Origin of the sequence: Bradyrhizobium sp. CCBAU 11361 (assembly GCF_028128935.1) — a bacterium.
GTDB classification, from domain to species: domain Bacteria; phylum Pseudomonadota; class Alphaproteobacteria; order Rhizobiales; family Xanthobacteraceae; genus Bradyrhizobium; species Bradyrhizobium niftali.
In genome coordinates, this window is sequence record NZ_LBJZ01000159.1 from 32,064 (window position 1) to 49,431 (window position 17,368).

General features: G+C 65.3%; 19 protein-coding genes. 10 read left to right on the top strand and 9 right to left on the bottom strand.

The genetic code is table 11. From position 1 onward, the window contains the following. Positions 1-19 precede the first annotated feature (19 nt). Positions 20-514 carry a hypothetical protein gene (locus tag XI08_RS14970; protein ID WP_271574962.1) on the top strand — a complete coding sequence of 165 codons (495 nt, stop codon included), beginning with the start codon at positions 20-22 and terminating at the stop codon, positions 512-514. 205 nt (positions 515-719) lie between these two features. Here XI08_RS14970 and XI08_RS14975 read toward each other — a convergent pair whose 3' ends face one another. Further along, the gene (locus XI08_RS14975) at positions 720-1,073 is read right to left on the bottom strand and encodes a hypothetical protein (protein WP_271574963.1); all 354 of its coding nucleotides are present in this window, start codon (positions 1,071-1,073) and stop codon (positions 720-722) included. A 104-nt stretch (positions 1,074-1,177) separates the two neighbouring features. Then, entirely contained in the window at positions 1,178-1,498 is a 321-nt protein-coding gene (locus tag XI08_RS14980; protein WP_271574964.1) for a hypothetical protein, read from the bottom strand. Positions 1,499-1,593: 95 nt separating this feature from the next. Between XI08_RS14980 and XI08_RS14985 the strand changes: the two genes are divergently transcribed. After that, complete coding sequence (locus XI08_RS14985; RefSeq protein WP_271574965.1) at positions 1,594-1,824, top strand: hypothetical protein; 231 nt, start codon at positions 1,594-1,596, stop codon at positions 1,822-1,824. A 76-nt stretch (positions 1,825-1,900) separates the two neighbouring features. Here the strand turns inward: XI08_RS14985 and XI08_RS14990 are convergent, their stop codons facing one another. Both XI08_RS14990 and XI08_RS14995 read right to left on the bottom strand, forming a co-directional pair. Further along, positions 1,901-2,431, bottom strand: coding sequence for a gamma carbonic anhydrase family protein (locus XI08_RS14990; protein WP_271574966.1), 531 nt, complete (start codon positions 2,429-2,431; stop codon positions 1,901-1,903). Positions 2,432-2,523: 92 nt separating this feature from the next. Further along, a complete protein-coding gene (locus XI08_RS14995) occupies positions 2,524-2,853 on the bottom strand; it encodes a DUF6949 family protein (RefSeq protein WP_027547050.1) in 330 nt (109 codons plus the stop codon). 222 nt (positions 2,854-3,075) lie between these two features. Between XI08_RS14995 and XI08_RS15000 the strand changes: the two genes are divergently transcribed. Both XI08_RS15000 and XI08_RS15005 read left to right on the top strand, forming a co-directional pair. Continuing rightward, the gene (locus XI08_RS15000) at positions 3,076-3,783 is read left to right on the top strand and encodes a hypothetical protein (protein ID WP_271574967.1); all 708 of its coding nucleotides are present in this window, start codon (positions 3,076-3,078) and stop codon (positions 3,781-3,783) included. Positions 3,784-4,104: 321 nt separating this feature from the next. After that, positions 4,105-5,952, top strand: coding sequence for a caspase family protein (locus tag XI08_RS15005; protein WP_271574968.1), 1,848 nt, complete (start codon positions 4,105-4,107; stop codon positions 5,950-5,952). Between the two features lie 46 nt (positions 5,953-5,998). Here XI08_RS15005 and XI08_RS15010 read toward each other — a convergent pair whose 3' ends face one another. Further along, positions 5,999-6,904 (bottom strand): AraC family transcriptional regulator, encoded by a 906-nt coding sequence (locus XI08_RS15010; RefSeq protein ID WP_271574969.1) that lies wholly within the window; start codon positions 6,902-6,904, stop codon positions 5,999-6,001. A 195-nt stretch (positions 6,905-7,099) separates the two neighbouring features. Between XI08_RS15010 and XI08_RS15015 the strand changes: the two genes are divergently transcribed. Genes XI08_RS15015 through XI08_RS15025 form a run of 3 tightly spaced genes read left to right on the top strand, consistent with a single transcriptional unit; the run spans position 7,100 to position 10,847 of the window. Then, entirely contained in the window at positions 7,100-9,226 is a 2,127-nt protein-coding gene (locus XI08_RS15015) for a molybdopterin-containing oxidoreductase family protein (protein ID WP_271574970.1), read from the top strand. A 2-nt stretch (positions 9,227-9,228) separates the two neighbouring features. Continuing rightward, positions 9,229-9,534, top strand: coding sequence for a ferredoxin family protein (locus XI08_RS15020; RefSeq protein WP_271574971.1), 306 nt, complete (start codon positions 9,229-9,231; stop codon positions 9,532-9,534). Beyond that, entirely contained in the window at positions 9,531-10,847 is a 1,317-nt protein-coding gene (locus XI08_RS15025; protein ID WP_271574972.1) for an FAD-dependent oxidoreductase, read from the top strand. Before XI08_RS15020 ends, XI08_RS15025 begins: the two co-directional genes overlap by 4 nt. Before the next feature lie 19 nt (positions 10,848-10,866). Here XI08_RS15025 and XI08_RS15030 read toward each other — a convergent pair whose 3' ends face one another. Both XI08_RS15030 and cysE read right to left on the bottom strand, forming a co-directional pair. After that, the gene (locus XI08_RS15030; protein ID WP_007602550.1) at positions 10,867-11,085 is read right to left on the bottom strand and encodes a DUF3126 family protein; all 219 of its coding nucleotides are present in this window, start codon (positions 11,083-11,085) and stop codon (positions 10,867-10,869) included. A 125-nt stretch (positions 11,086-11,210) separates the two neighbouring features. Beyond that, entirely contained in the window at positions 11,211-12,035 is an 825-nt protein-coding gene (cysE, locus tag XI08_RS15035) for a serine O-acetyltransferase (protein ID WP_027547047.1), read from the bottom strand. 275 nt (positions 12,036-12,310) lie between these two features. Here cysE and XI08_RS15040 point away from each other — a divergent pair, with 275 nt between their 5' ends. Then, positions 12,311-13,675 carry a hypothetical protein gene (locus XI08_RS15040; RefSeq protein WP_271574973.1) on the top strand — a complete coding sequence of 455 codons (1,365 nt, stop codon included), beginning with the start codon at positions 12,311-12,313 and terminating at the stop codon, positions 13,673-13,675. Here the strand turns inward: XI08_RS15040 and XI08_RS15045 are convergent. Together XI08_RS15045 and XI08_RS15050 are read right to left on the bottom strand one after the other, a co-directional pair. Continuing rightward, positions 13,661-14,416 (bottom strand): alpha/beta fold hydrolase, encoded by a 756-nt coding sequence (locus XI08_RS15045; protein WP_038967757.1) that lies wholly within the window; start codon positions 14,414-14,416, stop codon positions 13,661-13,663. The genes XI08_RS15040 and XI08_RS15045 overlap by 15 nt on opposite strands. A 35-nt stretch (positions 14,417-14,451) precedes the next feature. After that, positions 14,452-15,588: a hypothetical protein gene (locus tag XI08_RS15050; protein WP_271574974.1), complete on the bottom strand. Its 1,137-nt coding sequence runs from the start codon at positions 15,586-15,588 to the stop codon at positions 14,452-14,454. A gap of 318 nt (positions 15,589-15,906) precedes the next feature. On the opposite strand from XI08_RS15050, the gene XI08_RS15055 reads away from it, so the two are divergent. Together XI08_RS15055 and XI08_RS15060 are read left to right on the top strand one after the other, a co-directional pair. Beyond that, positions 15,907-16,152 carry a zinc-finger domain-containing protein gene (locus XI08_RS15055; protein ID WP_008140025.1) on the top strand — a complete coding sequence of 82 codons (246 nt, stop codon included), beginning with the start codon at positions 15,907-15,909 and terminating at the stop codon, positions 16,150-16,152. 19 nt (positions 16,153-16,171) lie between these two features. Next, positions 16,172-17,368: FAD-dependent monooxygenase (locus tag XI08_RS15060; protein WP_271574975.1), on the top strand; the 1,197-nt coding region annotated here is incomplete at its 3' end.

The following is a 17,368-nucleotide window of genomic DNA, read 5'->3' on the forward strand; positions in this document are numbered from 1 at the left end:
AATTTGGGTTTTGTCAGCGATGATCGATCTCGCAGAGGACACACCGTCCAATCCCCTGTTTCGCCTCGGCGCCCAGCCCATTGCGCTGACCGCCGCCGCCCTTCTCCTGCTGATCGCCGGCGTGACTTCGATTGCGATCTGGCGCGCCTATACCGGCGCTGCGCCAGAGGCCGACCGGGTGGTGGCGTCACGGCAGCTCCAGGCCCGCACGGCCCAGGCCTCCGAGCAGCTGGTCGAGAAGACCAAGGGGCTGGAGGCGACCCAGCAGGAATCGATCGACCAGCTCCAGGTCGTGCAGGACCAGCTCCAGACCGTGAAGCGGCTGCTCGCGGCTCAGCAGGCCGATACCAAGCGCCTGTCGGAGCAGGTGGCGACGCTGAACGAGTCCATCGACGGCCTGCGCCAGTCGTTTGCCAGTGCCCGGGCCACCGAGGCCGAGACGCCGTCGGTTACCCGCAGGAAACCGGCACGCCAACGCGTCCATGCCAGCGCGCGCAAGCGCTCGCGCGGCTAAGCCGGTCACCCACGCGGACATAATTTTCGCCACTTGTGAACTGGATCACATTTGCCCGTGTGATTCCGCGCGATGCTCGCCGTCACCGGATGGCGTGAGCCGATTTCAATGTCCGGGGCTGGCAAGGTCGTTGACGGTATACTGCGTCAACGGCCTTGTTTTTTAGCAGGCCGGCAGGTCTTCCCGACTCACAGGTCTTCCCGCCTCACTCGCAGACGTCGACGCGCCGGAATCGCCATCCCGATGGCGTCATCACGCGCTTGCGCACGACATAGCATCCGCCATAACCGTCGTCGTAGCCGGTACCATAATAGTACGGGTCGCCGTAATACGGGGAGCCGTAGCCATAATAGCCACCGTAATAGCCAGCGCCGGCAATGCCCGCGCCGATGGCGAGGCCGGGCCAGAAGCCGCCGCCATGCCAGTGGCCGCCATGACCCCAGCCGCCATGGCCCCAGCCGCCGCCATGTCCAAAACCGCCCCCCGCCTGGGCCGCCTGCGGCGCCGCGAGCCCGATCGCTGCGACGGCCAGCGCTCCCATGATCATCTTGCGTAACATTGACTCGATCCTCTGCGTGGACACGCTCCACGCTTCAAAGCAGGATCAAGCTAATGCTATCGGGGCACTCCTGACAGCCACACTGTCTCACTTCCGCGCGAGCATCAGCAGCCGCGGCAGATGCTCTTCATCTTCTTGTCGAGCTGCCGGTTCTCGGCATTGACGGTGGCGTCGGCGGCCGCGCCGGAGCCGGTGCCGGTGGTGACTCCGGAGCCGGTGCCGGACGATTGAGCCGTCCCCAGGCTGTTGGTGCCGGGCGGCGGCGCCGGCGAGTTGGCGACGCCTCCGGTCGTCGATCCCGACGAACCGCCGGTGGATCCCGCAGAGCCGCCGGTCGCCTGTGCGAACGATACGGCCGGCATTGCCGCGAGGCTGAGGATCACGATCAAGGTCTTCATCGAAGCGGTTGCAGGCGAAGTGGCCATTGGAGATGCTCCTTTACCTGTCAACGGTCCGGACCAAGGCCCGTTCCGGAACAAGTGCCGTCACATCCGTTTGAAACGAGGAGGCAGCCACGATCATGCGCAAACTGATCGCGTTCGACGAGGACACGTTCGACAAGCTCAAGCAACTGGGACGCGACAGGATGGCGACGTTTCAAGAGCTCGCGGACGAAGCCTTTGCCGACCTGCTGAAGAAGCACGGCATCCCGATCGATCTCCGGGACGCATTGCGCAAGAGCGCCAAGCTCGGCGCCGAACCGGACAAGCCGGCCGCGCGTCCCAAAGCCAGAAAGGCCAAATCACCATGACCGATCGCGATCCTTTTGCCGAGGGCGAGCGCGCCGCGCGCGCCAACATCCCGGCAAAGGGGAGCCGGCACGCGCATCAGCCGATCCGCTTAAGGCCCTTCGTGAAGCGCGGGCCGTTGGCGACGTAAAACTTCGCCGCGCTTCCCATCCTCTGCACCTGGGCATCGTCGAGCGTGCGGATCACGCGTGCGGGCGAGCCGATGATCAGGGAGCGTTCGGGAAACTCCTTGCCCTCGGTGATGACGGAACCGGCGCCGACGATACTGTTGCGGCCGATCTTCGCGCCGTTCATCACGATCGAGCCCATGCCGACCAATGCACCCTCTTCGATCGTGCAGCCGTGCAGGATGACGTTGTGGCCGACGGTGCAGTTCTTGCCGATGACAAGCGGAAAGCCGAGATCGGTGTGGCAGGTCGAGCCGTCCTGCACGTTGGCGCCCTCGCCGATCTCGATCCATTCATTGTCGCCGCGCAGCACCGCGCCGAACCAGACGCTGGCACCCGGCTTCAGGCGCACGCGGCCGATCACGGTCGCCGTCTCAGCGATGAAATAGTTGCCGTCGGCGGGAAGATCGGGCGCCTGTCCGTCGAGCTCGTAGATCGCCATGGAGGTCTCCTGTCACGTCGACCACAGCCATAGCGAAACCGCCGTGACGACGCAAAGGGCCGCTCGGCGCTCCACACGTGAGGTTGCGAGCGTCAGACCAGAACGCCGGCCGCGCGCAGCGTCATCAGGAAGAAGGTGCCGCTCATCATGCTCCAGAAGCCGGCGATGAGGGTCGCCATCATCACGAATTCGACGCGGCGGCTTTCCACCCGCATGCCGCGGAGCGTGTTGCGCATGATGATGAAGGGCGCGGCGAACACCAGGAACGGCACCGCCGCGAAGGTCTTCGGGGCCACGCCGTCCTGCAACAGGCCGAAGCCGGCGGGCCGCTGCGCGAGCGCCTGGTATCCGTTCACGAGCGCGCCCGCGAGCGCGAAACCGATGCCAATCGAGAAGAAGGTATTAAGAGCTTCAGGTGTCATCGGAACAGTCCGCCCATACGCAACGCCGGAGCCTTCCTGTGACAAATGGTGTCGGTTAACGCTACATTATCCTTAAGGGAAGGTTAACGCCGCCGGCCATCTCGCGCAGGGCCCTCCCCCATCCCCGCAGCCGGGGAACGCTCCGCGAAATCGCCGCCACATGGCATATTCGCCGCTGATTCGTCGGCCATCGGCCGACCTCCGGCTTACCTCGCGCAACTCATGACGGTGTTTTCGGCAGTTCCCCTTAGATCCCCCCGGACGCGCACCCGGGCGCATATCGTCCCGATCGTGCTCGGCGGCGCCGCGGCGGTGTGCGCAGTCGCGCTCGTCGCCTATCTGTTGTGGCCGACCTGGGGCCCGAGCGGCGCCAACGCTCCGGACAAGCTGCCGGTGAGCGTCGGCGGTACGCTGTTCAACCTGCCGACGACGGCGATCCGCATGAAGATCCAGCGCCACACCGGGCCGCAGGAGCGCATCGATCTCGACTTCCTGTATCCCTCGCTGGAGCCGCCAGGCGCGCCGAAGCACGTCACCGCCGACACGGTGGATGCGGCATTGCTGCCGATCGACCGCATCTTCCTGTCGATCGCGGCCCATCACGATGCGCTCTCGCCCGAGCAGCGGACAGCCACGATCTATCCGCGTTATCTCGACCAGGCCGCGACGATGCCCGAGGACGGCCTGACGATGCGGATGTTCCGTGCCGACACCCCCTACGGCAGCGAGGACCTCTATTCTGCCGCAAGCCCCGCATTGACCGCGCGCTGCACGCGCGATGCGGCCACGCCCGGCATGTGCCTCTCCGAGCGCCGCGTCGGCGGCGCCGACCTCACCTTCCGCTTTCCGCGCAGCTGGCTGTCGCAGTGGCGCGATGCGGCGGAGGCGATGGATCGGCTGACGGCGCAGTTGCGGGGACCGAAAGGCTGAGCGCGGCCCTTTTGCCACCGCGAGGTTCGCCGACAGTGCGGGCCTGAGCCCTCCGGCAAAAACATCGAAAACAACCCCATGCACAGTAGCCAAGGGCTGCTCGACTTCGTATTTTTCGAAGCCGAACTTGACCCGTCGGGCAAGACAGGCGCATGATGCCATCATGGGGAAGATCGATTTGAATGGATGCGATCACGCATCACTCACCCGGCGCCCATTTGCTGGGATAAGCGCACGGATGTGTGACTGATATCACTGACCGCAGCTTGGCATTTTGGCCATTCTGCGGGTAATCTGACGCTATTGCATTCGGGGGCTGGAATGCGGCTTCGGCTGTTTGTTTTACTAATTCTTGCGACATGGCTTGGGACCGGCTCTGCGCAGGCCGAGAAGCGCGTCGCGCTCGTCATGGGCAACTCGGCCTACAAGAACGTGGCGAAGCTGGCGAACCCCGCGAACGACGCCACGCTGGTCGGCGGCATGTTCAGGAAGGCCGGCTTCGATACGGTCGACGTCAAGCTCGACCTGAACGTGGTCGAGATGCGCAGGGCGCTGCGCGATTTCGGCGGCAAGGCGCGCGAGGCCGACGTTGCGGTCATCTACTACGCCGGCCATGGCATCGAGCTTGACGGCACCAACTATCTGATCCCGACAGATGCTGCCCTGGAGACCGATACCGACGTTCTCGACGAGGCATTCCCGCTCGACAGGGTGCTGTTTGCCATCGAGCCGGCCAAGCAACTGCGCCTGGTCATCCTGGACGCCTGCCGCGACAATCCGTTCGCCAAGACCATGAAGCGCACGGTTGCCTCGCGCGCCATCGGCCGCGGCCTCGCCAAGGTCGAGCCGACCAGCCCGAACACCATGGTTGCCTTCGCGGCCAAGGCGGGCTCGACCGCCTCGGACGGCGATGCCAGGAACAGCCCGTTTGCCACCGCTCTGGTCGAACGTCTGCCGATGCCGGGCCTCGACCTGCGCAAGGCCTTTGGCTTCGTGCGCGACGACGTCCTCAAGACCACCGGCTACAAGCAGGAGCCGTATGTCTACGGTTCGCTCGGCGGTGACGATGTCCCGCTGGTTGCGGCCAAGCCCGCTGCCACAGGTCCGCAGGCGAATCCTCAGGATGCCATTCGCAGGGATTATGAGCTCGCGCTGCAGCTCGGCACACGCGACGGCTGGGAAGCCTTTCTGGGACAATATCCCGACGGCTTCTATGCCAATCTGGCCAAGGGGCAATTAAACAAGATCGCCGCTGAAGAAACACGCGCCACGGCCGAGCAAAAGGCGAAGGCGGCCGAGCAGGAGAAGGCAAGACTCATCACCGAGCGCGCCCAGAAGGCCGAGCAGGAGAAGGCGGCGGCCGCAGCCAAGGCGGCGGAAGAAGCCAGGATCGTGGCGGAGAAGGCCAAGCAGATCGAGGAGGCCAAGGCAGCCGCCGCCGAGCAGCGCCGGAAGGAAGCCGAGGCCGCAGCGGCCAAGGCCCTGGCTGACAAGCAGGCCGCCGAGAAAGCGCTCGCCGAGAGGCTGGCAAATGACACCAAGCAGGTCGCCGAGCAGCGGACCACGGAGAAGCAGCAGGTTCCCGACACCGCGCAGAGGGTTGTGGCTGTCGCACCAACCTCATCGCCGCCGAGCCTGTCTCCGCAAGAGACGGCAAAACTGGTGCAGTCCGAGCTGCGCCGCGTCGGCTGCCTGGCCGCCGCTGCCGATGGCGACTGGAATGCGTCATCGCAACGCTCGCTGACGCTGTTCAACAAATATGCGGGAACGAAGCTCGACGCCAAGCTCGCGAGCTTCGATGCGCTCGATGCCATCAAGGCCAAGCCGGGCCGGGTCTGCCCGCTGGTTTGTGATCACGGCTTCAAGGCCGACGGCGATACTTGCGTGAAGATCGCCTGCCGCGCCGGCTATCGCGTCAATGACGACAATGAATGCGAGAAGGTTCAGGACAAGAAGCCCGTCGCAACCCGCGATGATGCCAAGCCGCGAGATAACGAGCGAAAGAAGGTCGAGGCCGCGCCGTCGAAGCCGCAGGCGACTGGTCAGATGTATTGCAACGCTGCAGGCTGCCGCCCCGTTCGTCCGGGCTGTCACCTTGAACACTTGACTGGGGCGCAAGGGTATGCGCGGACCGGAGGCGGCGCCGGCGCGGCCGAAATCTGCAACTGAAGATTACCTATGACTTCCGCCTAGCGGTGGCGGCATGCCGATCGCATCAGTCGCGAAGCTTCTGCGCCCGATACAGGCTCGGCGTCGTCCCGACCGCCTTGCGGAAGGCGCGGTTGAAATTGGCCTGCGATGAAAATCCCGCAGCATAGGCGATGTCGACCAGCGGCCGGTCGCTGGTGGACAGGAGCCGCTTGGCCAGATCGAGACGCTGACGGCTGACATATTCATGCGGCGCGCTACCTGTCGCGGCCTTGAAGCTGCGCGAGAAATGCGCCGGGCTCATGCACGCCACCGATGCCAGATCCTTGACCGTAAAATCGCGCTCGACGGATGCGTCGATAAACTCCGTCACACGCGAAAGGCGCCTGGCATCGAGCGGTTTCTGGCCGGCATAGGCATAGGGCTGCTTCAGCCGGACTGACGTCGCCGCATAGCTGTGCACCAGATGAGCCGACAAGGCCCGTCCCAGGCTTTCGACCAGAAGGCGGCCGGTGGAGGTTTCCTGTTCGAGTTCCCCGAGGATCCGAGCGGCGACGTGCTCGATGAATATGTCCTGATCGATGCTCTCATAGCGGATGGACATTCCCGACGGATCGATGTCGAGATCCCGGAGCATGGTGTCGTCGAACGGCTGTCCGGGAAGAAAGATATGCAGGCATTCCTGCATCTGGTTCTCGACACGAATGAAATCCTCGCGGATGCCAGCCGGACAGAGCCACACGGTGCCCTTTCTGCCGAAAGTGCGCTGGCGCATGCCCGCGCCTTCCCGATCGACGACCGAGTTGCCGCGCAGCAGCACCGCGATCTCGGTGTCGCGCGGCAATTGCGGCGGCAGATCGCCCGGCTCGTGGCTCCAGCGCTCGGCAAGGAGCTGCGACCACCGCCGGTCGTTGGAGGTCTGAAGCATTCTGCCGGTCACATATTTATCGACAGAATTACCGAGCATACCCATCGTGTCTCTCCGTCAGATAACGCGATGTGCGGGCAAGAGGTATTGCTGGATCAAGCAACTACCATGCCAGAAACGGCCCCTTGCGTCTACCGGCCGAAAGCAGTCCAGGACAACAACACCGCACGTTTTGAAAAGCCAGCTCGCGCGCATCGCCGCATCCTTCTGATCGTCTTGAATCAGGAAACGGAGAGATCCATGGCCCGAACCACGGTCATAGGCGCGTGCCCCCACGATTGCCCGGATACCTGTTCCATCCTGACCACGGTCGAGGATGGCAAGGCGATTGCCGTCCGCGGCAATCCGGATCATCCGTTCACGCGCGGACGACTCTGCGTCAAGGTCAACAACTATGAGGAGCGCGTCTACAGCGACAAGCGCGTTCTCCATCCGCTGAAGCGGGTCGGCCCGAAGGGCTCCAGGCAGTTTCAGCGGATTTCCTGGGACGAAGCCCTGGAGACCATCGCGGCGCGCTGGAAATCAATCATCGCCGAGCACGGGGCGCAGGCGATCCTGCCCTACAGCTATCTGGGCACGCAGGGCATCATCAACGGGCTCAACGTCGGCGATCCCCTCTTCAACAAGCTCGGCGCGACCGTTCTGGAGCGCACGTTCTGCGACTCCGCCTCGTGCACGGCTTACATGATGACGATCGGGCACACACCAGGCGTCGATCCCGAAAGTTTCGTGCATTCGAAATACATCATCCTGTGGGCTTGCAATACGCTGAGCACGAACTCGCATCACTGGCCGTTCATCGAGCAGGCGAAGAAGGCCGGCGCCAAGCTCGTGGTGATCGATCCCGTCCGCACCCGCACCGCGCGCCTCGCCGACTGGCATATTCCGATCCGGCCCGGCACCGACGCCGCGCTCGCGCTCGCGATGATCCACGTCATCATCAAGGAGAATCTGGTCGATCGCGACTACGTCGACAAGCACACCGTCGGCTACGACGAACTGGCAGAACGGGCGTCGAGCTACACCCCCGAATTCGCTTCGCAGGAAACCGGCATTCCCGTCGACGACATCATCAAGCTGGCGCGGGAATATGCCACGACCCCACCGGCTGTCGTGCGGATCGGCGTGGCGGTCGAGCGGCATGCCGGCGGCGGCCAGACCGTCCGCGCGATCGCATGTCTTCCGGGATTGATCGGCGCCTGGAAGCATGTCGGGGGCGGCCTGCTCCAGCTGCCGATCTGGGCGTTCCCGGTCAGATGGGACGTGCTGATGCGTCCCGATCTCCAGCCGCAGAAGATGCGCGTGCTCAATTCCTGGCGTCTGGGAGCCGCGCTGACGGGCGAGCTCGGCTTCGACCCGCCGATCAAGGCGCTGTTCGTCTACAATGCCAATCCCATGGCGATGGTGACCGAGCAGGGCAAGCTCGAAAAGGGGTTGGAACGCGAGGATCTCTTCACCGTGGTCAGCGAGCACTTCCTGACCGACACCGCCAGATATGCCGACATCGTTCTGCCCGCGACCACCCAGCTCGAGCAAAAGGACATCATGTTCTCCTGGGGACACCTCTACTTGTCCTACAACAACCAGGCGATCGAGCCGCTCGGCGAGGCCGTCTCCAACACCGAACTCTTCCGCCGCCTTGCGCGTGCGATGGGCGTCACGGATCCAGCCTTCTTCCGCAGCGACGACGAGATCATCGAGGCTTCGCTCGACTGGACCAGCCCGGTGCTCGAAGGCATCGCGCTCGACGACGTCAAGATTAAGGGCTATGTGCGCCTCAACATGCCGGCGCCCGCCGACTGGGCTCCGCATCGCGAGGGCAATTTCCCGACCGCCTCCGGCAAGTGCGAGTTCAAGTCGACGATCGCCGGCGGCGGCAACTTCGTGGTGCCGCTGTTCCGCCAGGGCTACAACGGCGACCAGGATGGCGCGCCGGTCGATCCCCTGCCCCACTACATCCCCCCGAACGAGAACACGCGCACGGCGCCCGCGCTCGCAACGCGATATCCGCTGAGCCTAATCTCGCCGAAGAGCCACGCCTTCCTGAATTCCAACTACGGCAACCTGCCGGCCCAGACCGCGCAGGCCGGCGAGGAGCAGGCGGTGCTGCTCAACCCGGACGATGCGGCAAGGCGCGGGATCGTCGAGGGCGCGCCGATTCGCGTGTTCAACGATCGCGGCTCGTTCGAGGCGTTCGCCACCGTTTCGTCGGACATCATGCCGGGCGTCGTGGTGGCACCGTCCGGCTATTGGCAGCGGTCCAACCGCAGAGGCGCGACGGTTCACGCGTTGACGCCGCCTGCGTTCGCCGACCTCGGCCGTGCCCCGACATTCTCCGACATCCTCGTTCAGGTCAGCGGGGCCTGACGATGACATATGTGGTCACCGACAATTGCCGCGGTTGCCGATACACCGAATGCGTCACCGTCTGCCCGGTGGAGTGTTTTCACGTCGATGACGCCATGACCTATATCGATCCGGAAAACTGCATCGACTGCGGCGGCTGTGCACCGGCCTGTCCGGTCGGCGCGATCGAGCCGGACTATCGCCTCGCCGCGGACAAGAAGTTCTGGATCGACGTCAATCGGAAACGCGCGACCGAGACTCCCGTCATCAGCGCACGCCTGGCGCCGCTGCCGGGCGCCGACCAACGCAGGCAGGCTCTGGGCCGATGACGGGTTCTGCTGCGGACGAACTCCGCGTCGCCGTCGTCGGCAGCGGACCGAGCGGCTTCTACACGACCGAGGCCCTGTTGCGTTCGGGCGCGGTCGTGACCGTCGACATGTTCGAACGGCTCCCGGTGCCGTACGGGCTGGTGCGGTTCGGCGTTGCCCCCGACCATCCGAAGCTCAAGCAGGTCACGACGGCCTTCGACCGCATCGCCGCCATGCCCGGGTTCCGGTTCGTCGGCGGCATCGCGGTCGGAGACGACGTCACAATCGACGAGTTGCGCGAGGCCTATGACGCCGTTGTCCTCGCGACGGGCGCCGAACTGAGCCGGACGCTCGACATCTCTGGCGAGGCATTGCCGGGGAGTCACAGCGCCGGCGATTTCGTCGCATGGTACAACGGGCATCCGCAATTTGCAGATCTGCGCTTCGATCTCGACCATGAGACCGCAATCGTCATCGGGCACGGCAACGTCGCGCTCGACGTGGCACGCATCCTCGCCAAGACGGCGGACGAGCTGCGCCAGACCGATATCACGCGGCGCGCCCTCGATGTCCTGGCGGAGAGCCGGATTCGCGAAATCCACGTCATCGGCCGCAGCGGGCCGGCGCAGGCCAAGTTCACCGCAAAGGAATTGCGGGACTTTCTCGAACTCGGTGCATGCGACACATTCGTCGATATGCGCAACCTCACCTCCGATGAATTCGAGCCGCAACGTGTCGACGATCCGGAGTTGACCGAAAAACTGGCGTTGCTGCGCGCATTCTCGCAGCAGACCACGACGAAGCCGCGGCGCTGCGTCTTCCGATTTGGTCTGTCACCGGCCGCAATCAGAGGTCGAAGCCGTCTGGAGATGATCTCGTTCAAGCATGGATCTGGCGCCGTCGAGGACATCGCATGCGGCCTCGCTTTCCGCAGCGTCGGCCGCAAGACCGCGCCCATGGCCGGTGTTCCCTACGACTTGCATCGCGGCGTGCATGCGAACATCGACGGGCGTGTCGCAGCCGATCGTTCGGTGATCGAGGGCCTCTATGTCTGCGGATGGAGCAAGCGCGGACCGAATGGCACGATCGGCACCAATCGCGGCTGCGGGGTTGCGACCGCAGAGGCCGTCCTGGCGGATATCGCGCACCGACGGCCACGCTCGGAGACGCCCGACGCGCTGCTCGCGCGCCTGACCGGCCGCGTCGCACGCATCGTGAGCTATCCGGATTGGGGCACGATCGATGCGGCCGAGAAACGCAGGGGGGCCGCGCTCGGTAAGCCCCGGGAGAAATTCGTCACAATCCCCGACATGCTCGCCGCGATGGGTGCGTGACTCCGCGGCGCCGCAGTGACTATTCCTGATCGACGAGATCGTCCTCGAGGATCGCCATCTGGAACTGGAACGAGCGATCGTCGTCCTCGTCGTCGACGAACAGCACGCCGATGAACTCCTCGCCGATATAGACCTCGGCGGAATCGTCCTTCTTCGGCCGCGGCACGACGCGGATCTTGGGATTGCCGAATACGCGCTTCAGGTACGCGTCGAGCTTCCTTACTTCCTTGACGTCCACGGCAAGTCTCCAATCGAAATCTGAGTTGGCGGGGTTTTAGGACGAGACGCGACGAACCGCCAGCATGAATTGCCAAAGAATTTGGGGACGAGAAGGGCCGGAGAATCCGGCCCTTCTTCTCGAGCTCAAAGCCCCGTCGCGTTGATCATCTGATCCATGGTGCGCGACGGCTCGGCACAGCCGGCCTCGCCGACGATCTTGGCGGGCACGCCGGCGACCGTGACGTTGTGCGGGACCGGCTTGACCACGACCGAGCCGGCGGCGATGCGCGCGCAATGGCCGATCTCGATGTTGCCGAGGATCTTCGCGCCCGCACCGATCAGCACGCCATGGCGAATCTTCGGATGACGGTCCTCGTTCTCCTTGCCGGTGCCGCCGAGCGTGACGCCGTGCAGGATCGAGACGTCGTCCTCGATCACAGCCGTCTCGCCGCAGACGAAACCGGTGGCATGGTCGAGGAAGATGCCGCGGCCGATGCGCGCGGCGGGATTGATGTCGGTCTGGAATACCGCAGAGGCGCGGCTCTGGAGATAATACGCGAAGTCCTTGCGGCCCTTCAGCCAGAGCCAGTGCGCAAGGCGATGGGTCTGGATCGCGTGAAAGCCCTTGAAGTAGAGCAACGGATCGATGAAGCGCGAGGTCGCGGGATCGCGATCGTAGACGGCGACGAGATCGGCGCGGAAGGCGTTGCCGAGATCGGGTTCGTCGCGCAGCGCCTCGTCGTAGGTCTGGCGCACGAGATCGCCCGACAGCGCCGAATGATCGAGCCGGTCGGCGAGACGATGGATCACCGAATCCTCGAGGCGGCTGTGGTGCAGCACCGTCGAGTAGATGAAGGTCGCAAGCTCCGGCTCGCGATGGACGATGTCCTCCGCTTCGCTCCGGATCCGGTCCCAGATCGGATCGAGGGATGCGAGCTTTCCTCCCGGATTGACCTGATGCACTGACATGGGATCTGCTCTTTCGAATGGGCTCGTTTTGTTGGCTCTATAGCACAGTCTAGGCGACAAAGTCCTGACGGGCTTGCCTGAGAGTGAACAGCACCTTGCCCGCGAGCGCCTGCCAACGCGTTGAAACACAACGATATTTTCTGACGCCCCCAGGCGGCAAGGTCGGTTAAAAGTGGTCAGGGTTTCGCCAAATTCAAGCCGGGCAGCGTCAAACTATTGGTGAATTCTCTCCCAACCCTTATTGCGGGCATGGTCCGGGCGACGACGGAGCGGATTTGACCACCACCACCGATCATTTGCGCGCGCGCGCCGCGGGCTCGTTCTGGCTGCGGCTCGCGGCCCTGGCCCTGCCCCTCCTGATCATCGCGCCGGCGTTCTGGAACGGCTATCCGCTGTTGCAATGGGATACCGGCGGCTATCTGGCGCGCTGGTACGAGGGCTATCTCGTCCCCAGCCGCTCCACCGTGTTCGGCCTCTACCTCCACTACGGCGAAAGCTTCGACTTCTGGATCAACCTCGCGATCCAGTCGCTGGCGACACTGTGGCTGTTGCAGCTCAGCTTGCGCGTCCTCGGCCTGATGCAGACGTTCCGCTTCGTCGCGATCAGCCTGCTCCTGATCCTGTCGACCGCGCTGCCCTGGCTCGCCAGCATGCTGCTCACGGACATCTTCGCGGGATTGTCGGTGCTGTCGCTGTTCCTCCTGGTCGTCGGAGCGCAGCGCACCTCGCCGCTCGAAAAGGCCGCGCTGTTCGTCTTCACCGCCTTTGCCGCCGCAACCCACAGCGCCACGCTCGGCGTGCTGCTCGGCCTCTGCGTCGCCGGCTGGATGGCGCGGCCGTTCGTGGGCCGCAGGCTTCCGCTCGCAGGACTGGCGCAGGCGAGCATGACCATCGTCGCGGGCGGCCTGATGCTGGTCTCGGCGAACCATGCGCTGTCGGGCAAATGGGCCTGGACGCCCGGCGGCTACGGCGTCGCCTTCGGCCGCATGATGCAGGACGGCATCGTCGCGCGCTATCTCAATGACCACTGCCCGCGCGAGCGCTTCAAGCTCTGTCCCTACCGCAACGAATTGCCGGCGACCGCCGACGAGTTCCTGTGGGGCAACAGCATGTTCAACACGCTCGGCCGGTTTGAGGGGATGAACGACGAGATGAGCTATATCGTCGTGCACTCGCTCGCCGACTATCCGGCCTGGCAGGCCGGCGCGGCACTGCGGGCGGTCGGCCAGCAATTGCTGCACGTGGCGACCGGCGAAGGCACCAATGGCTGGATCCCGCACACCTACGGCATCATCGAGCGCTACATCCCCGCACAGATCGCGCCGATGCGCGCGGCGCGTCAGCAGAATTGGGACGTCGATTTCAAATACATCAACCGGCTGCATGTTCCCGTCGCGCTGGCCTCGATGCTGGCGCTGGTCGGGTTGCTCGCGCATGCGCTGGCGCGCCGCCGGCTCGACGATCTGACGTTGCTGGCGGCGACCGTGACGCTCGCGCTGCTCGGCAACGCCTTCATCTGCGCCGTCATCTCCGGTCCGCACGACCGCTACGGCGCGCGCATGGCGTGGGTTGCGACCTTCGTGGTGCTGATGGCGCTGGCGCGCGCGTTCGGCGACGAGGAAGGCTCAGCCGCGGCGTGAGAGAAAATCGAGCACGCCGGTCTTGTAGACCTTGTCGCCGACCGCGCGCATGTGATCGCGGCCCGGGATGTCGAGCACTTCCGAGCCCGGAATGATGGCACCGAGCGCGCTGGCCGAGCCCGCGACGTCGTCGGTAGAGCCGACCGCGATCAGCACGGGCACGTCGATGCGAGCAGCTTCGCCCCTGGTCATGAGGTCGCGCGTGCCGCGCAGGCAGGCGGCGAGCGCCCGCCGGTCAGAGCGGGTCTGATCGGCGAAGGCGCGAAACGTGCGCCCGACGGGATCGGAGACGTCGTCCAGCGCGGGCGCTTCCAGCGCCTTGGCGACGTTCTCGCCGGGTCCAGTGCCCTCGATCAGGCCGCCGATGCCGATGCCGCCGAGGATCGCCGAGCGCAGCCGCTGCGGCTCGTTGAGGGAGAGCCACGCCGTCATCCGCCCGCCCATCGAATAGCCCATGATGTCGGCCTGCGGGATGGCGAGATGGTCCATCAGCGCGAGCACGTCGCCGGCCATGGTCGGGATCGAGTACTGCGCGGGCTCGTAGAGCTTTGCGCTTTCGCCATGGCCGCGATTGTCGAGCGCGATGACACGGCGGCCGTTCTTGCGCAGCTCCGAGACCCAGGTCGGATAGACCCAGTTCACGTTCTTGCTGGAGGCAAAGCCGTGCACCAGGATGATCGGATCGCCCTCGCCTTCGTCGAGATAGGCAATTTCAACGGCGCCGTTGTGAAAGCTCGGCATCAGATATTCCGCGGTCTTGAGGGGAAGGGTTGATTTTAGGCCGTACCGGCCGCGCTTGCCAGAGCGGCTTCGGCGGCGACCTGCGCCCGGCGAAGCCGCCGCGCCCGTCTGCGATCGCACCAGGCTTGCGTCAGGCGCTCGGTGGTGGCCTTGATCGAGGACAACAGGCCGAACAGCGTCAGCGCCGCACCGAGCAGCCAGAGCGCAAGGTCGAACGCGCCGCCGACGAGCAGCAGCGCGCCGCGGCCGAGGAGTTTCATGATCGCGCGGGTCTTGCTGCCCTGCGCTTCCGCAAGCCGCGCCGCGCGCGCGACGTCCTTGGGGCCTTCGGCGATGCGCAAGCTGTCCATGGCGCCGCGCGTGCCGGTCTTCTCGGCAACGCGCGTGACGTCCTTGCCGAGCCGGACCAGCGCACCGGCCTTCTCGGCCCGGAACGCGGCCTTGATCGCGCTCACGGTCTGACCCGGCCGCAGCACCGAGCCGGACGCCACCGCGTTCTGGAGCATCGGCGTGTCGACGACCTCGCGCGCGGACCGGCCGGCCCAGGCCGCGAGGCCCTCGCCGAGCCGCCCGACTTTCCGCGCATCCTTCACCAGCGTCAGGCCGGCGCGCACGGGCGCGGCGCCGCCGACGGACACATAGGTTGCCGCCGTCACCACGAGGCCCGCGGCTGCAAGGCCCAGCACCAGGCGATCGGTGTCCTCGCCCATGGCGAGATGCTTGCCCTCGCGCACGACGTCCCTGACGTCGCCGATCACGAAGAGATCGCCGGCCACCGTTCCGGACAGGCTCGCTACATCGTCGGCGCTGCCGGTGACGAGCCCGGTGGCGAAGCGCTTGGCGAAATGCGAGGTGGAGTTTTCGGCCTTGACCGCATCGCTTACGCGGCTCAGGAGGTCGTCGGGCAGCGCGATGTTGCGGTCACGCGCCAGCGCAACAAAACTGTCGGCGAGATCGGCATCATCAGCGGCGAGCGCAGCCTCGATATTGTCCTGAATCAGGCGGTCGTTCTGCCGCAGAACGGCGTCGAGCTTCAGCTCGGACAAAGCGGCCGGATCGTCCTGGGCGGCGAAAATCGCGCCGGCCTCGCGGGCGTGCGGCGCGACCTGTGCGAGCATGAAGCTGCATGCGGCGATGCCGGTCAACGCTGTGCTGATTCGCAGCCACTTCATGCCAAGAGCCCGGACTTCCCTGATCGTTTGCCTAGATCGTTTGCGCCTGATGGTTGGTCTTTTGCCGCAATTGCACGCGTCCACAGACATAGTATGCCAAAATTGCGACACAACGTCCCCGACGAAAGAAGGGCTTCTCTCAGGCCGCAAGATTGTGTCGAATTTGCATGAGCAAATGAGCATGGGGCAATTGCGGAGCTTTCGGTTCCGCTGGACTAGCAATCATCTGCACCCGCCAGTATGGTCCGCGGCGCCTCAAAGATGCCGCGTCAGTTTTTGATTGTGTCTGCCGCCATTGCCACTCCAGGATGAACTACGATGTCCGACCATGTCGTCCCGCACTTCCATAACGATGCCGGTGTTCCCGTCATCGAGATCGGCTCGCAAGAGTTCATGTGCGTGGGCGCCAACCCTCCGTTCGATCATCCGCACGTCTTCCTCGACCTCGGCAACGACAACGAGATCATCTGCCCCTACTGCTCGACGCTGTACCGCTTCGCGACCGACCTGAAGGCCGGCGAAGCCCGACCGCCGGAATGTGTCCTGAAGGACAAGGTGGCCTGACCGCTTCCACCGGTCAGGGGTGGCGCTCTCCCGAACGATTGTCATCGCCGGTGCCGGAATCGGTGGCCTGACGGCCGCGCTTGCGCTGGCGTCCCGCGGCTTCCGCATCGTCGTGCTGGAAAAGGCCGAGCGCCTCGAGGAAGTCGGTGCGGGCCTGCAACTCTCTCCCAATGCGAGCCGCGTGCTGGTCGAGCTCGGCCTGACCGAACGGCTCAAGCTGCGCGCCGTCGTCCCGGAGGCGGTCTCGATCATGAGTGCGCGGGTCGGCGGCGAACTCCTGCGCATGCCACTGGGTGAAGCGGCATCCATGCGCGCCGGCGCCCCCTATTGGGTGGTGCACCGTGCCGACCTGCAATCCGCGCTGGCCGGCGCAGTCTCCGACCATCCCGACATCGACCTGAAGCTGGGTGCGACCTTCGAAGACGTCGCGCCTCACGCCAAGGGCCTGACCGTCGTCCATCGCAGCGGCACGATCCGCCGCAGCGATCTCGCCAGCGCGCTGATCGGCGCCGACGGCATCTGGTCGACGGTACGCCAGCATCTGTTTCCCGAGATCCAGCCGCGCTTCTCCGGGCTGATCGCCTGGCGCGGTACACTCGATGCCACGCAGCTGCCGAAGGATTACACCGCGCGCCGGGTCCAGCTCTGGATGGGCCCGAACGCCCACCTCGTCGCCTATCCGATCGCGGGCGGACGCCAGATCAACGTGGTCGCGGTACTGCCTGGCACCTGGAACAGGCCGGGCTGGAGCACGCCCGGCGATCCGCTCGAAGTGATGGAGGCTTTCGCCGCGCCGCGCTGGCCGTCGCAGGCGCGGATGATGCTCGCCGCAGTCGATAGCTGGCGCAAATGGGCGCTGTTCGGCGTGCCCGACGGCTGCCCCTGGAGCAAAGGCCCGGTCGCGCTGCTCGGCGATGCCGTGCATGCGATGCTGCCGTTCGCCGCGCAAGGCGCCGGCATGGCGATCGAGGATGCCGCCGTGCTGGCACGCCATCTGAGCCCCGAGACGGCCGAGAGCACGGACGGCATCATCGCAGCGCTGAAGCAATATGGCCGCGCACGCCAGGCGCGCGTGCGGCGGGTGCAGCGGACCGCGCGGCAGCAGGGCCGCATCTATCATTTCAGCGGACCGCTCGCGATCGGGCGCGATCTTGCGATCCGGGCGCTCGGCCCGGAACGCATGCTGGCGCGGCAGGACTGGATCTACGGCTGGCGG